The organism is Sporosarcina ureae, from assembly GCF_002082015.1.
In the GTDB taxonomy this organism is placed as follows: Bacteria; Bacillota; Bacilli; order Bacillales_A; family Planococcaceae; genus Sporosarcina; species Sporosarcina ureae_A.
Window position 1 is genome coordinate 2,216,118 of sequence record NZ_CP015109.1, and the last position, 14,715, is coordinate 2,230,832.

At 44.2% G+C, this 14,715-nt stretch carries 15 protein-coding genes; 13 read left to right on the forward strand and 2 right to left on the reverse strand.

The annotated features are described in order from the left end of the window. The first annotated feature begins 723 nt into the window (after window positions 1-723). The 6 genes from SporoP17a_RS10910 to SporoP17a_RS10935 all read left to right on the forward strand — a co-directional run bounded on the left by SporoP17a_RS10910 (window position 724) and on the right by SporoP17a_RS10935 (window position 5,221). A complete protein-coding gene (locus SporoP17a_RS10910; protein WP_083034663.1) occupies window positions 724-1,068 on the forward strand; it encodes a lmo0954 family membrane protein in 345 nt (114 codons plus the stop codon). A 15-nt stretch (window positions 1,069-1,083) separates the two neighbouring features. After that, a complete protein-coding gene (locus tag SporoP17a_RS10915) occupies window positions 1,084-1,716 on the forward strand; it encodes a PspA/IM30 family protein (RefSeq protein WP_083034664.1) in 633 nt (210 codons plus the stop codon). 50 nt (window positions 1,717-1,766) lie between these two features. Then, window positions 1,767-2,468 carry a cell wall-active antibiotics response protein LiaF gene (gene liaF / locus SporoP17a_RS10920; protein WP_083034665.1) on the forward strand — a complete coding sequence of 234 codons (702 nt, stop codon included), beginning with the start codon at window positions 1,767-1,769 and terminating at the stop codon, window positions 2,466-2,468. Beyond that, the gene (locus SporoP17a_RS10925; protein WP_083034666.1) at window positions 2,465-3,508 is read left to right on the forward strand and encodes a sensor histidine kinase; all 1,044 of its coding nucleotides are present in this window, start codon (window positions 2,465-2,467) and stop codon (window positions 3,506-3,508) included. Before liaF ends, SporoP17a_RS10925 begins: the two co-directional genes overlap by 4 nt. After that, the gene (locus SporoP17a_RS10930; protein ID WP_083034667.1) at window positions 3,483-4,115 is read left to right on the forward strand and encodes a response regulator transcription factor; all 633 of its coding nucleotides are present in this window, start codon (window positions 3,483-3,485) and stop codon (window positions 4,113-4,115) included. Before SporoP17a_RS10925 ends, SporoP17a_RS10930 begins: the two co-directional genes overlap by 26 nt. A 275-nt stretch (window positions 4,116-4,390) precedes the next feature. Beyond that, on the forward strand, window positions 4,391-5,221 hold the full coding sequence (locus tag SporoP17a_RS10935; protein ID WP_083034668.1) for an undecaprenyl-diphosphate phosphatase: 831 nt from the start codon (window positions 4,391-4,393) through the stop codon (window positions 5,219-5,221). A 511-nt stretch (window positions 5,222-5,732) separates the two neighbouring features. On the opposite strand, the gene SporoP17a_RS10940 is transcribed toward SporoP17a_RS10935, so the two are convergent. After that, on the reverse strand, window positions 5,733-6,470 hold the full coding sequence (locus SporoP17a_RS10940; RefSeq protein ID WP_083034669.1) for an MBL fold metallo-hydrolase: 738 nt from the start codon (window positions 6,468-6,470) through the stop codon (window positions 5,733-5,735). Between the two features lie 285 nt (window positions 6,471-6,755). Here SporoP17a_RS10940 and SporoP17a_RS10945 point away from each other — a divergent pair, with 285 nt between their 5' ends. The 5 genes from SporoP17a_RS10945 (at window position 6,756) to SporoP17a_RS10965 (ending at window position 12,178) form a co-directional block, all read left to right on the forward strand. Next, window positions 6,756-7,952 carry a class I SAM-dependent rRNA methyltransferase gene (locus tag SporoP17a_RS10945; RefSeq protein WP_083034670.1) on the forward strand — a complete coding sequence of 399 codons (1,197 nt, stop codon included), beginning with the start codon at window positions 6,756-6,758 and terminating at the stop codon, window positions 7,950-7,952. A gap of 82 nt (window positions 7,953-8,034) precedes the next feature. Continuing rightward, window positions 8,035-8,421, forward strand: a complete 387-nt coding sequence (locus SporoP17a_RS10950; protein WP_083034671.1) for a hypothetical protein — start codon at window positions 8,035-8,037, stop codon at window positions 8,419-8,421. A gap of 16 nt (window positions 8,422-8,437) precedes the next feature. Further along, window positions 8,438-8,932, forward strand: a complete 495-nt coding sequence (locus SporoP17a_RS10955; protein WP_083034672.1) for a DUF1648 domain-containing protein — start codon at window positions 8,438-8,440, stop codon at window positions 8,930-8,932. A gap of 91 nt (window positions 8,933-9,023) precedes the next feature. After that, entirely contained in the window at window positions 9,024-10,751 is a 1,728-nt protein-coding gene (locus SporoP17a_RS10960) for a DUF2207 domain-containing protein (RefSeq protein ID WP_083034673.1), read from the forward strand. Between the two features lie 23 nt (window positions 10,752-10,774). Next, entirely contained in the window at window positions 10,775-12,178 is a 1,404-nt protein-coding gene (locus SporoP17a_RS10965; RefSeq protein WP_083034674.1) for a cryptochrome/photolyase family protein, read from the forward strand. On the opposite strand, the gene SporoP17a_RS10970 is transcribed toward SporoP17a_RS10965, so the two are convergent. Beyond that, a complete protein-coding gene (locus tag SporoP17a_RS10970) occupies window positions 12,175-12,768 on the reverse strand; it encodes a hypothetical protein (RefSeq protein WP_083034675.1) in 594 nt (197 codons plus the stop codon). The two genes, SporoP17a_RS10965 and SporoP17a_RS10970, sit on opposite strands and share 4 nt — an antisense overlap. Window positions 12,769-12,843: 75 nt before the next feature. Between SporoP17a_RS10970 and SporoP17a_RS10975 the strand changes: the two genes are divergently transcribed. Together SporoP17a_RS10975 and SporoP17a_RS10980 are read left to right on the forward strand one after the other, a co-directional pair. Beyond that, window positions 12,844-13,290 (forward strand): hypothetical protein, encoded by a 447-nt coding sequence (locus tag SporoP17a_RS10975; RefSeq protein WP_083034676.1) that lies wholly within the window; start codon window positions 12,844-12,846, stop codon window positions 13,288-13,290. A gap of 351 nt (window positions 13,291-13,641) precedes the next feature. Continuing rightward, window positions 13,642-14,712, forward strand: coding sequence for an ABC transporter permease (locus SporoP17a_RS10980; protein WP_083034677.1), 1,071 nt, complete (start codon window positions 13,642-13,644; stop codon window positions 14,710-14,712). Window positions 14,713-14,715: the final 3 nt, after the last annotated feature.

The following is a 14,715-nucleotide window of genomic DNA, read 5'->3' on the forward strand; positions in this document are numbered from 1 at the left end:
CTGTCAATCTAAGTGGCAAAGTCGTTGTCCCCACTACGGCGCTGGTGGTAGGCGCCTTCGTTGCGTTGGGTGTAGGGCAGTTCGTCTAGTTGTTTTAATCGTCGAAGAGCTGTCGGGTTACGTTTCTATTTAGCAGGCCTAATAAGCGTTGTTCGGTTGTGGTTCTTTCAGGTACTTTTCTTTTCCCTGTTCAATTAGGAGGTTGTGGTTTAGCTGTCAATCTAAGCGGCAAGTTCATTGTCCCCACTACGGCGCTGGTGGATGGCTCCCGCGATGAGCCACAGACAGGGAAGTGCGCCTGTCTCTGTCTCCTCGCTACGCCTACCACAGCAGGCGCCTTCGTTGCAGCGGGTGTAGGGCAGTTCGTAGACTTCTTTCGCAAGCAATACGTACTAGATATCATGATGTAGCTGATACTTTTATTATTAGAACCACAACCAAAATACATACCACTTAGTAGCGCTGTAGGCAATCCCCCACGTGCCTGCGCGGGTCTAGAAAGCAGACACTCAGTGAATTCAGTCCCCAACAACCAGTCGAGCAACGACCCCAACCAAAGTGACAAAGCCTCGCAGCTGCCTAGTCGTTCCACGAAAACAGCTCCCAGTTTCAGTACCTACTTGCACTCAGCCTTAAGTCTGAGTATGAAATCCGCTACGAGACCGTCGGAGAAAACTGAAATTCATTATACACTAAGGTTACAAATGAAGGGAGGACATCAACATGAAGAAATTTGGATTAGTTGTACTAGGAATTGTAGCAGGTTTAATTTTAGCTATAAACGTAGGGCCCATCATCGCCTTAGCTGTAACAGGGGTGATCGCGCTTGTGAGCTACCACTACTGGAGAAAAAGCCACTCGATGTTCGCAAAAGTGTTTTGGATGACGATCTTGATCATCAGCGTAATCAGCTCGATTTCAAACATCGGTGCATTCATTGGAATCATCGCATTGATTGGAATCTATTATGTATATCGCAAATGGAATGACCGCCATGTAAACCCGGACGTCCTAACCAACGACCCGTTCACAAATTTCGAGCGCCAGTGGAATGAACTGACAAAATAAAAGGAGAGATGCAATATGAACGCATTTTGGCACAAAGTGAAATATACGATACAAGAAGATTTGAATAGTTTGATGGATAAGCCACAGAAGAAAGAAAATCCGCTAGAGCTACTGAATCAGTATTTCCTAGATGCGCAAAAGCAAACAGCGGAAATCGGTAAGTTGCTGGAACGCCAAGGCAGACTGAAAGAAGAATTGGAAAACGAATGTCAGGATGCGGATTTGATGGCGATGAAACGTCGTCGTCAGCTGGAGCTCGCTGAAGCGACGGGAGATGCAGAGTTAATCGCGTTTGCACAAGACGAAGTAGAAGCGTATGAAGGTCGAGTTGCCCGTTTGTCTGCGAGCATCCAAGACGCTACGCAAGAGTTGCTGTCATTGGAACGGAAGTTTGAAGAAATGAAGCATCGCGTGAAAGATATGCGTGTTCGCCAGTTGCAATTGATGGGCAAGGAGAATGTGACGCGTGCGCAGGAAAAGATGGATCGATTCGTCAAGCCGGATTCATCATTTTCAACGCTTGACGACTTGCATTCGTACATTGAAAACCTGGGCGGAGGAACGAAAACACCACAATCACACTCGTCCATGGAACAACGTTTAGATTCATTAGAGAAATCTAACGCAAAAAAGCAAGATATTGTGTAAACTATAAGAGGAAGCATCGCGCTTCCTCTATCGAGAAGGGAGAGAATGGAATGGCTAAGAAGGATTCTACTAACGTTTCAGTATATTTTCTTGCTCTTTTGACGATTGCATTCGTCGAATCGATGTTGTTTTCGAACGGTAATGTCATCTTCCTCCTTCTCGGTTGGGGATTTCTCGATTACGGTTATCGAAAACGAGAAAAGTGGACAGCGATTACAGGTATCGTCTTTATAGTTATTGCGCTTTTGACTTTATGGAGTGTACGTCTGCTAATTTTAGCAATTGTCTTGTATATTATCATGAAGTTATGGAAAGGCACGCCTGCTAGTGAAGTGTTTGGAGATTTGCAACAGCCTCGAGCTAGACGCTCGCAAGGGATGTGGAGGAACCGCTTATTCTCAGTTCAATCCACACCATTTACGACGTATGAATGGGAAGATATGCATCTACAAGGGTTTTTCGGTGATGTGCATGTCGATGTGACGGATACGGTATTGCCTAAAGGAGCTTCCTTTATTTCGATTCGTCAAAATTTCGGTAAAGTGCGTATTGAATTGCCTTATGATATCCCAGTGCGCATTCATTATGCCACGTTGTATGGTGAAGCGAGTATATTAGACAAAGCTCCACGGCAATTATTCAATGAAACGATACAGGAACATGAAGGCTATGAAACGAAGCGACCGAATGATCCTGAGTTGATTATTTCGATATTTACTTGGATCGGCGATGTGGAGGTGCGTAGAAAATGAAAGCAATCATTGGTCGCACCGTTCTTATGACGTTGATGTTTAGTACGATTGTCGCGGGTTTTTTCTATCTGTTCATTGATGTATCCATCGCTGAATATCAGAGCTTGCTACTTGATACAGAAGCTGCGGATATGCCGTTGCTTGCCTGGTTGTTCACGACGATTTTCCTCATCAGTTTAGGAATTGCTAGCTGGATGAGTCTGAACAGTAGAACGAAGGAGAATATCATTAGTGGGAAACTGCAGGATTTGTATGCTAAACAAGAGTTTACCACCTCAAATAAAATGAAAAAACAGACCAACCGTTCAATTGAACAGTTATATGAAGTACTTGAAGCGCAGCGAAACAGTTTGCGTAAAATTACGGATGAGCGTGTTGAAACACAAGATAAAATGATTCAAGAACGAATCGTTCAAGAACGTCAACGATTGGCAAGGGAACTGCATGACTCGGTGTCGCAACAATTGTTTGCGGCGTCCATGCTATTGTCGGCACTTGCGGAACAGGCGGAAGAAGGTCCGATCAGCAAGCCGTTACAGCAAGTAGAACGAATGGTTCAGCAAGCACAGCTAGAAATGCGGGCGTTGCTTCTCCACTTACGTCCGGCTGCACTGCATAACCAAACGCTTGCGAAAGGTCTCGAAGAGTTATTGAATGAACTACAGGAAAAAGTGACGTTCGATATTACACATCGATTAGAAGATATGGAGTTGTCTAAAGGTGCGGAAGATCATTTATTCCGTATTGCACAGGAAACGTTATCGAATACACTTCGCCATGCGCAGGCAACGGAAGTAGAGATTTTATTGATCGAACGAGATGGTTTGGCGATTTTGCGCGTGCAAGATAATGGAGTTGGATTTAAGCAAGATGACGGTAAAGGTGGATCATATGGTCTGCAGAATGTGAAGGAACGTGCGATTGAGATCGGAGGCAGTTGTAAGATTGTTTCAGTGCCATCTCAAGGAACGATCGTAGAAGTGAAATTACCGATTTTGAAAGGGGAGCTGGCGGATGATTCGAGTGCTGTTGGTAGATGATCACGAAATGGTGCGCATTGGTGTATCGACGTATTTGCAGATGCAGCCGGATATCGAAGTAATTGCGGAGGCGGAAAATGGTCAGGTCGGTGTTGTGAAAGCACTCGATTTACGTCCGGATATTATTTTGATGGATATGGTCATGCCGGTGATGAATGGTGCCGAGGCGACGGCTGCGATTATTGACAAGTGGCCGGAAGCAAAGGTAATTATCGTTACCAGCTTCCTCGACGATGATAAATTATATCCCGCACTTGAAGCGGGGGCTGTCAGCTATATTTTGAAAACGTCCAATGCGAAGCGTGTGGCGGATGCTATTAGGGAAACGATGCAGGGGCAAACTGTGCTCGAGCCCGAAGTAACATCTAAAATGATGACAAAAATGCGCGGCGGCCAGACACATGCCTTGCATGATGAGTTAACCGAACGTGAGCTAGAAGTATTATTACTATTGGCGAAGGGTAAATCGAATCAGGAAATAGCGGATGAACTATTCATTGCGTTAAAAACGGTTAAGACTCACGTTAGTAATCTATTATCGAAATTGGAAGTCCAAGACCGCACACAGGCGGTTATTTATGCGTTTCAAAATAAATTAACGGAATAATAGTCTACAAGTAAAAGCTGCAGCATATTAGTAGATAGACGACTAAACTGTGGATAAATAGCATTAATAACGATAATAATCTGAAATTACTAACTTTTCCACAATCTATCCACGCACTATGTGCATAAGTACTCAGTTGTATGTAAAAATAAAAAGTATGCACATGTGGATAAAAATATTCTGTCCGAAACTTATCCACTGCTTGTTACGTCATGGTAAACTGGATAACAGAAAATAGAATAGCAGAAGGGAAGCCTTCGCGGAAAGAGAGTCATATGGAATTATTTGATTTAATTAAAGCACTAATTTTAGGATTCGTAGAAGGAATGACGGAATTCGCGCCCGTTTCTTCGACAGGTCATTTGATTATTGTCGACGATATGTGGTTGAAGACAGAAGAATTCCTTGGGAAATATCCCGCAATTACGTTTAAGATCGTGATTCAGCTCGGTTCGATCTTAGCTGTAGTCGTTGTATTTTGGAAACGTCTATTTAGTTTAGTCGGTCTGTATAAAGTGGATAGCGGAGTGAAGATGAGTGAACGCTTCAACTTGCTGCACGTCATCGTCGGTATGTTGCCGGCTGTAATTTTCGGTTTTGCGTTCAAGGATTTGATCGATGATTATTTATTTGGCGTGGAAACGGTTATTTATGCGCTAGTTGCTGGTGCATTGCTGATGATTGCCGCGGATAAGTTTGGGCCGAAAAAGCCACGGGTACAGACGTTGGATCAGATTACATATAAACAGGCATTTACAGTGGGATTGGTTCAGTGTTTGTCATTGTGGCCAGGGTTCTCTCGTTCGGGTGCGACGATTTCCGGAGGTGTGTTGTTCGGGATGAATCACCGGACGGCTGCTGATTTTACGTTCATCATGGCGGTTCCGATTATGATGGGCGCGAGTCTAGTGTCGGTGTTGAAGAACTGGGAGTATATGTCGATGGATGCCATCGGGTTTTACGTGGTTGGTTTCTTGAGTGCGTTTGTGTTCGCGCTAATTTCGATCCGTTTCTTCCTGAAGTTGATTTCGAAAGTCAAGCTGATGCCGTTTGCGATTTATCGTATTGTGTTGGCAGCAATCTTGGCAGTAATTGTGTTTTTATAAGAAGTAAGGCGACCTTTGCAGTAGTTGCAGAGGTCTTTTTTCATTGGAAGGCTGTTGGGATGGGGGATTGGCGCTGCGGAGGGGACGCTTTTCCTGAGGGCTCGCGGTGAGCCAACCAGGTCGCAAGCTCCCTATCGGTTGTCTCACCTGTCGAGCTGATCCTCTGGGAGTCGCCCCTCCTCCGCGCTAATCCCTTGTAAACTGAGTGGAATACACTTTCTGTTGTGTATTGAAGTGATGCTTGCAATCGGAAACGAACTTCTGTACTTGAACCTAAGCGAGTCAAAAATAGAATGGTATTTCACACATTACCTACAGTGAGTGATCTAAGTACCTCTACTAGCAACGTATGATGGAAGCGGAAGCTGGCGGCGACTCCCGATGGATCAGCCCGATCAGGTGAGACAACTAAAGGAACGTAGTGACTAGTTGGCTCACCGCGGGCCCATGGGAAAGCGTCCGCCAGCTGGAGCTTCCATCCCTTTGTACTAACTAATTCACTCTCCTAGTTTTAAAGTATTGTATACTTCTTCCCAACTTCCGCAATCTCTACCGAACCACTAAACGTTTTCTTTGCTTCATTTAATATTTCATTAATATCACCATGATGTGGCAAATGGGTGAGGATGAGTTGCCCCACTTCTGCTTGCTTTGCCAGTGCGCCTGCTTGACTGCCGGCTAGGTGACCTGGTGCTTTACCGAGGTGTTCTTCGTAGAGATTGGCCTCGCAGAATACGATATCAGCGTGTTGCGAGAATGTCACGAGCTTGTCGGACCATTCCGTGTCGGCTGTGAAAACCGCGGACTGACCGTCTACGGTGAACTTCATGGCGAGGCAGTAGACGGGATGGATGGTTGGACAGAATGTGACGGTAAATGGACCGATTTGGACGGATTGATTTTCTCGGATTTCGATTCCTCGTGTTTGTTCTTTATATGAAAGCTTCTCAAATTGTTCTTTGTCTCGCGCGTGACTGTAAATGGGTAAGACGGGTGATGGTTGTCCGAGATAATACTGGATCAGGCGGCTGTATTGTAGGCTGCCGATGTCCGCGATGTGATCCGCGTGATAGTGACTGATGACAACTGCGTCAAGTTGGTCCAGTTCGATATGATTTTGCAGGGAAGATAGTACGCCGCTACCGCAGTCGAATAGGCAATGAAATCCTTCGTGTTCGATGAGAAATGAAGAAGTGGCGCTGTTCGCTTTCGGATAGCCGCCCCAGATACCTAAAGGGATGATATTCATAAGAGTTCCTCCTGTTTAGTTATTTTAGTACTTTCATTGTAAGTGAAGGATGAGTAAATGTCGTGAAAATAAGTAGTTCTTTTAAGATGCGGACTCTAAACGCCACCTTTCACTTTTGTGTCATCCAGTTCCAGCGGCTAGGATCTCGGGTCATAAGTCGTGCTGGTCGTGAGGCAAAGAGCGCCTCAAGTCCAGCCCGTCTTATGCCTGTCGATCCTAACGAGCCGCTTCCACTTTTGGTTCATCCATGCGATAATGGAGAAAATACACTTTGAGGATGACGATATGAGTAAATTAGTGGAAATACAGTTAAATGCACAGGGCGCGGTGGCTGTGAAGAAGGGGTATCCTTTGATTTTGAAGGATGCTGTGATGAGTAGTGAGATTCAGGCGAAGGAAGGTAGTTTGATTCGTCTGACGGATCGGTACCATAAGTATTTGGCTACGGGTTATTATGGAATTCAAAATAAAGGAATCGGCTGGGTGCTGACTTCGAATGAAAAAGAAGAAATTGATTTTGATTTCTTTGATCAGAAAATGGCTACAGCTTTTGAGCGTCGTGAAGCGTATGCGAATGATCCGGATACGACGGCTTACCGTTTGTTTAATGGGGAAGGCGATGGCATCGGTGGTTTGACGATCGATTATTTCGATGGCTATTATATGGTGAGTTGGTACAGTGAAGGTATTTATGCGTTCCGTCACCACGTCTATAATGTGTTGGATAAGCGCGGGGATTATAAAGCGGTCTATGAGAAAAAGCGTTTTGATTCGAAGGGGCAGTATGTCGAGCAAGATGATTTTGTTAAAGGAACGCCAGGAGATTTCCCGATCATTATTAAGGAGAATGGCATGAACTTTGCGATTGATTTGAATGATGGCGCGATGACTGGGATTTTCCTTGATCAGCGTGATGTTCGCGAGGCCATTCGGGACAATTATTCGGAAGGTCGCGAAGTGTTGAATACATTCTCTTATACCGGGGCATTTTCAGTTGCAGCTGCTCTAGGTGGTGCGGTGAAAACGACAAGTGTGGATTTGGCGAAGCGCAGTGTGGCGAAGACGATTGAGCAGTTCAGTGTCAATGGGATCGATTACGAGCAACAAGACATTAAAGTAATGGATGTTTTTGATTATTTCCGTTATGCGAAGCGTCACGACATGAAATATGGATTAGTAGTACTGGATCCGCCGAGCTTTGCGCGTTCGAAGAAGTACACATTTAGTACAGCGAAGGATTATCCTATGCTAATGAAAGAAGCGATTGCGGTTACGGAGAAGAACGGTATTATTGTAGCTTCTACGAATAACGCAAGCTTTAGTATGAAGAAGTTCAAAGGCTTTATTGAGCAAGCTTTCAAAGAGACGGATATTCGCTATAAAGTACTGGAAGAATCTACATTACCAAGAGACTTCCGTACGCCACGAGACTATCCTGAATTTAATTATTTAAAAGTCGTTATTGTGCAGAAGTTGCGTTAATTCGACACAAAATGTTGGGTGACAATGTCCATATTTCCTAGTACGATGGATCTAATGAAGTCGTGAAACGGGAGGTAAACGTATGAAACAACTACTTGCGCTGTTGGCTGTGGTATCTGTCTTAGTACTGACAGGCTGTTCCAATGTGTATAGTCAGGAAGACGGCTACCGCATGGCGATCATCAATCAAGGGTTCCCTGTTCCGAAAGAAGCGTATGAAGTGAAAGCGGAAGATTGTGTAGGGGAGATTTCTAAATCAGCGAAGTATAAGTTGAAAGGAATTGGTGACTCCGAAGGTAATCCGCCAGATCATTATTTGCGTACGATCGAGGAATGGGGTTGGACAGAAATGACGGATGACCGCAGAGGATCCATCCATTTCTATGAGAAACAAGGCAAGATCATATCACTCAATATTAAAGAGAATGTCTTTGATGTATTTGAAATGACGAGCGCAACAGAATCATAGACAAGGTGGCGAGAGTATGGAGACGAAAAAACCGAAGCTAGACATAGAGAAACCTGTTGTTGCAAAAGCGTTCGATGTGTTGGTTGTCGCTTTATTCGTTGCGGCTCTCGTCTATTTAGTGTTGCAATGGAATCAATTCCCGGACCGTATTCCTGCGCATTTTGGTGCGGACGGGGAAGTGGACCGTTACGGTTCGAGGATGGAATTACTGCTGTTACCGGTCATTGGTCTCGTCATGTGGGTAGGGATGGGAATATTAGAGAAGTATCCGCATACGTATAACTACTTGAATTTACGTCCGGATAACGTAGAAACCCAGTACCGCTATGGTGTGCTATTTATGAATGTCACCAAAAACATTTCGACACTATTATTTGTCTTTTTAATATGGCAGACGACCGATATCGCTTTGGCTCGAATTGATTCATTACACATGTCTCTCTTTATCACGATACTTGTCCTGTTATTCGGTTCGATGGGTGTTTATCTATATAAAGTAATGAAATTGTAGAGAATAGCTGTATAGTATTCCTAAGATTCTGCCAATAAATGAATCTATTGATCGCCTCTTATCGTATACTTCTGATAAGAGGTGATTTTTTATGAAATGGAAACTGTTACTTGTCGCTTTACTCGCGTTCCTTGTGTTGCCGACGACAGCTGGGGCTGTAGATTTCAGTATTTCAGGTGTGAAAATCAACGCACAGTTGGAAGCAGATGGTACCGTTCAAGTTAGGGAGCAGCATACGTACGACTTCGACAGTGAATTTAACGGGATCATTCGCGAAATTCAACCGAAAAGAGGAGCATCAATTGATGATTTTACCGCCTCTGAAAAGGGTAAACAGTTAGAAGTTGAAAAGCGAGGCGCGGAATATCGTGTACATCGAAAAGGAGACAGTGAAGTCATTGTCTTCGATTTGCAGTACACTATTCGCAATGGAATGGAAAAGTATAACGATGGTGCACAGTTCCACTGGCCATTTTTTGACCGTCGTAATGAAACGGATTATGGCAATATGACGATTACCGTCGTGCCTCCTAGTAAAGCGTCTGATGTGATGTTCATAGGTTATGACAGTGCGGAAGAGACGGGAGAAGTACAAGCGGATGGTACGGTCGTGTTTTCATTAGGAGAAGTCCATGCAGGAGATAACGGAGATATTCGCGTGATTTATGAACCATCTTTATTTTCAGCAATGATTGCAGTAGATCGCGACATTCGTCCGACGGTGAAAGAGGATCAGGAAATGGCAGCTAGGCTACGTCAGGAGTTCATTGAGAACCGAAAGATTGTGGGTATTGTCGGTAATGTGAGTGCTGCAGTGGGTATTCTTGGAGTTGCTTTGATTGGTTTCTTTGCGAATGCCAGAAAGAAAAGATACGTTCAGGAAGCGCACTATCAAATGGAATCGAATGGTTTCTACGTTCCGACGAATGATATGAGCTTACCGGCAGTACTTCTTTTCAAGAAGGGAGTAGCTTCCGTCGAGCTGATGTCTGCGGCGCTACTGGATCTCGTCCGTAAAGGACATGTGAAACAATTATCTGATGAAGAGTTTGAGTTGGTCGATGCGAATGTCCAATTAGAACACGAAAAGCAACTGATTCAGCTGTTGTTTTTCCAAATTGGTCATGATCAAAAATTTACATTGAGCGAGTTGAAAAGTTACACAAAAGAACAGAAGAATTATGAAGCATTTGATAATAAATTCGTCATGTGGAAAGATCTTCTAAAGGCGGAATTGAATGAATATGAACTGAAGGTCAAGACTACGAAGGAACGCGTGATCCTTAGTTTGATTGGTGTGCTTGGCATCGGATTCGCGATCGCCTTTATTTATTATGAATTGTATGTGCCACTAGTGATAGTGGGAATTTTGACGTTGAGTGCATTCGGATTTGCGTTGTTTTACAGTCCGTATAATGATAAAGGGACTTTGCTCAAACTCGAATGGGAGCGGGTGGAGCGATGGATGAAGGAACTAGATACGAAGAAATGGGAAGGGTTATCGCTTGATGATCGATTCCGTGTGTTGATTTATGGAGTAGGTGTGAAGCATCCTGAACTGGACGCATATTATCAGGATTTCGTCAGTGCCCAAAAGCTGCTTGATCAACATCGTATTCGTAACGAAGAAAGACATCGACAGAATGCAGGGGACGCGCAGTATGAAAACGCTTATTACGGAGGCGCGGTCTATAATCCGGTATTCCTTGCAGGTTCTTTCAATCAAGCGTCGTCCAATGTATCAAACAACGCTCCAAGTAGTGACAGCAGTAGCAGCGGAGGAACTGGCGGTGGTGGCGGTGGATCAGGTGCGTTTTAAAGGAAGTTAAAGGAGTGAACAAAGTGAGTAAAACAATAGTTTGGTTCCGAAAAGATCTGCGTTTGCATGACCATCCGGCATTGGTGGAGGCGGCAGCACATGGTGAAGTGTTGCCCGTTTTCATTTTACCGGAAATGCGTTACGCAGCGTCCGATTGGTGGTTACATCACAGCTTGCTGGAACTAATCAAGCGCTTTGCGGAACAGCAGATTCAGTTCGTGGTCAGACAAGGATCACCAGTTGAACAGTTCATGAAGTTACTAGATGAAAGCGGGGCTGATCAGCTGGTGTTCAATGAATTATATGATCCGGAAAGTCGCGCGGCCGAACGTGAAGTGGCAGAAGCTTGTGAGAAAAAACATGTTCAAGTGCGTTCATTCCAAGGATCCTTACTCGTTGCGCCGGATGCGATATTTACTAAAACGAATCAGCCATATAAAGTATTTACACCGTTTTGGAAGCGACTGCGCCAAGAACCGATCGCGACACCGCTTGCAGTTCCTGAACTAGTTCCGTCTACAGCTACCCTACAGTCATTGCCTGTGGATCAATGGGGACTGTTATCGGATTACCCGTGGTATAACAAGCTTGCGAATCATTGGCGACCTGGCGAAAAAGCCGCGATAGAATGTTGGGAAACGTTCCGAGATAGTGGATTGTACGATTATTTAGTAGGACGGGATCTTCCTGCGCAATCTAGTGTTTCCCGGCTGTCTCCTTACTTGGCTTGGGGAAATGTGAGCGCACGTTCGTTATGGTACGGTGCGTTAGCAGCTGCGGATGACGTCGGCGATCAGCAAGTGGAAGCTTTTATTCGACAATTGGCGTGGCGGGATTTCGATAATTATCAGCTACTGTATTTTCCGGAGATGTTGACGAAGCCTGTGCGACCGGAGTTTGAAAAGTTTCCGTGGCAGACGGCAGACAATCAGCTGGAGGCATGGAAAACAGGGCATACTGGCTATCCGTTAGTCGATGCGGGAATGCGTGAATTATGGGAAACCGGCTATATGCATAACCGTGTGCGAATGGTCGTAGCTTCCTTTTTGATTAAGCATTTATTGATCGATTGGCGGGAAGGCATGGCGTGGTTTGAGGAGACGCTGGTAGATTTGGATTTAGCGAACAATGCGATGGGGTGGCAATGGGTGGCAGGCAGTGGTTTTGATGCATCACCGTACTTTAGAGTATTTAATCCAATTCTTCAGGCGGAGAAATTCGACGGAGAAGCGCAGTATATAAAAAAATGGCTGCCCGGGTTAACGGACATGCCAGTAAAGTATGTATTTCAACCGGCGGAAGCACCGAATGAAGTGTTGGAATCAGCAGGAGTTGCGATAGGTACATCTTATCCTGCTCCAATTGTTGATCATCGAGCTGCTCGTGCACGTGCATTGGCAGCGTATGATACATGTAAAAATCCTTAAATATTTTCAATCGATTCAAGTAGACGAATATGTTGCAAATTCAGCTGATCCGCCCAAATGAATGCTCCGTATCCGCCCAGATAAAATTCGGTACTAGGATGTTGGCCTGCAAATTCGTCCAGCTCCAGTATCATCTGTGGATCTTTCTCAAATGGAAACGTAGTGGATGCCGACAGCAACACTTTGGCTGGCTGAATCTTCTCTACAAGAGACTGGATTGCACCCGGAGCCGGTAAGGATCCAATCATCGCTGTACGCCAACCTTTTAGCATCAATTGCAATAAAATAATATGCACCGGAATTTCATGCGATTCATGAGGAAGACAAGCGCCAAGTAATAGGGGGGAGTCTTCCCGATAGTGAAAATTGCGCCGTAGTTGGACGAGTTGATCGCGTACGACCAGACTCGACAACGCCTCTTGATATTCATCCCACTCACCGCTTGCCCAGTGATCGCCTACCTCCTGTAAAAACGGGATGACGATTTGCTGGAGATACCGTTCAAGTCCTAATCGTTGGTAGGCGGCTTGCAAGGAGAAGTTTAACTCTAACTCATCACACCTTTTACCATGGCGCAATAGATCGCGCACTGTATCCTCTACATACATTTCTTCAGGATTTGAAGGAGTAGTTCTGTTATTTTTACATTCTAGGACGGTGCTGAAATGAAAACTACACATATTGTACAAGGTACGTGGATAGGTATAGTAACAGGGATTTTTCTCGCTCTGTTCTTGAAAGTCATACAGTCGTTCACGGAAGAAAAAGTGTATACATTATTATTGAATGTAGATTACATACCCATCGTAAAAGAGTATCAATTTCCGGAAGTGATTGAAGTGTTTTTCCATCTGATCGTTTCGGTTGTGCTCTGTATCATCCTGGTGATTTTGTATAATAAAAGTAATGGTTTTATTCGCAACCACGCGATTCTTTTCCCTTTTCTGGTGAATGTTGTCATCGGGTTAGTATTGTATCCGACGACTTCATTTTCTGACCGAACGCCAACAGTCACGGACACGACTTCTCTGTTTTGGTGGATCGCGGGACACGCTGCGTATGGCTTATTCATTGGAGTTTTGATCAGCAGGAAATCAAAAAGTATGAGATAGATGCATACGAGACAATTATTCTAATATTTATGAATAGAACTATGTATAATTAACTATAACCTAACATTGTACAAAGTTTGAACAGTATAGAAAATAGCCAGTTGTTTGTGTCAGTAGAAGAAAAAGGAGAATATCACATGTGGATCACTAAAAAGCGTAAGACACCATCGTTTATTCAAACTATTTCCTCTGTTCCTGTCAAATGACGATTGGTGATATCCAGGATTTTCAGAACATATGTAAATCTACAAAACGTGATTACATCGATAGGTGGCGTATCGAAAGAAGTCGTTTCAACTTCTTATCAGCTTGAAGAAGCGATAAATGTCCTATAAGAGGAAGTGAGTATGAATGTTTTTAGCTTGGAGTGAAATCAAAAAGAATAAATTACGGTTTTTATTAATCACGTCCATTCTGCTATTGGTGTCGTTCCTCGTATTCTTCCTATCTGGACTGGCAAACGGATTAGCCAGCATGAACAGGGAAGCGATCGATACGTGGAAAGTGGATGCCGTTTTACTGACAGAGGAATCCGACAAAAGTTTATACGAATCCGCGCTCAACAAGGAAGTAGCCGATGATCTCAATGCGAAAGAAACCGCTGTTGTCAGCCAAATGGGGGCCATCGCGAGCAACGGAGATCAAAAGCAAAACGTTATGCTTTTCGGTATTGACAGAGAAGAGTTCATCAAGCCGGAAGTCACGGAAGGAGACCCGACGTTTTACGTTCAAAACGGTGTCGTGGCATCGGATGTATTGAAAGATGAAGGCTTTAAGATCGGAGACACGCTTGAATTGTCATCATCTGATACAGAATTGACGATTGTCGGCTTCACAAAAAAAGCCCGTTTTAATGCATCGCCTATTCTCTATATGAAGTTACATGATATGCAGAAAATCAAATACGGTGACGCTTATACAATGAATCAAGACGTGGTCAATGCGATTGTCATCAAAGACAAAGACTGGAATGCGCTATCTTTGCCAGACAATACCGAAATCATAGAAACCGAAACATTTATCGAGAATCTGCCAGGCTATACAGAGCAGAATTTGACGTTAACATATATGATTTACTTCCTATTTGTCATCTCGGCAGCAATCGTTGCTATCTTCTTGTACGTGTTGACAGTACAGAAAATCAGCATGTTTGGTCTAATGAAAGCGCAAGGGATTTCCAGCGCCTATTTGGCAAGATCAGTTGTCGCGCAAACATTCATTCTGGCACTGATCGGGGTTGTCCTCGCATTTGGCCTGACCTTACTGGCGGGAAGCTTCCTGCCAAACGCAGTTCCGATTATGTTTGATATACCTACCATGATACTTTATGGTTTGATTTTAATAGCGGTAGCAATTCTTGGAGCTGTCATTTCGGTATGGACGATTATCCGCATTGATCCGCTCGAAGCGATAGGAGGGTAAACG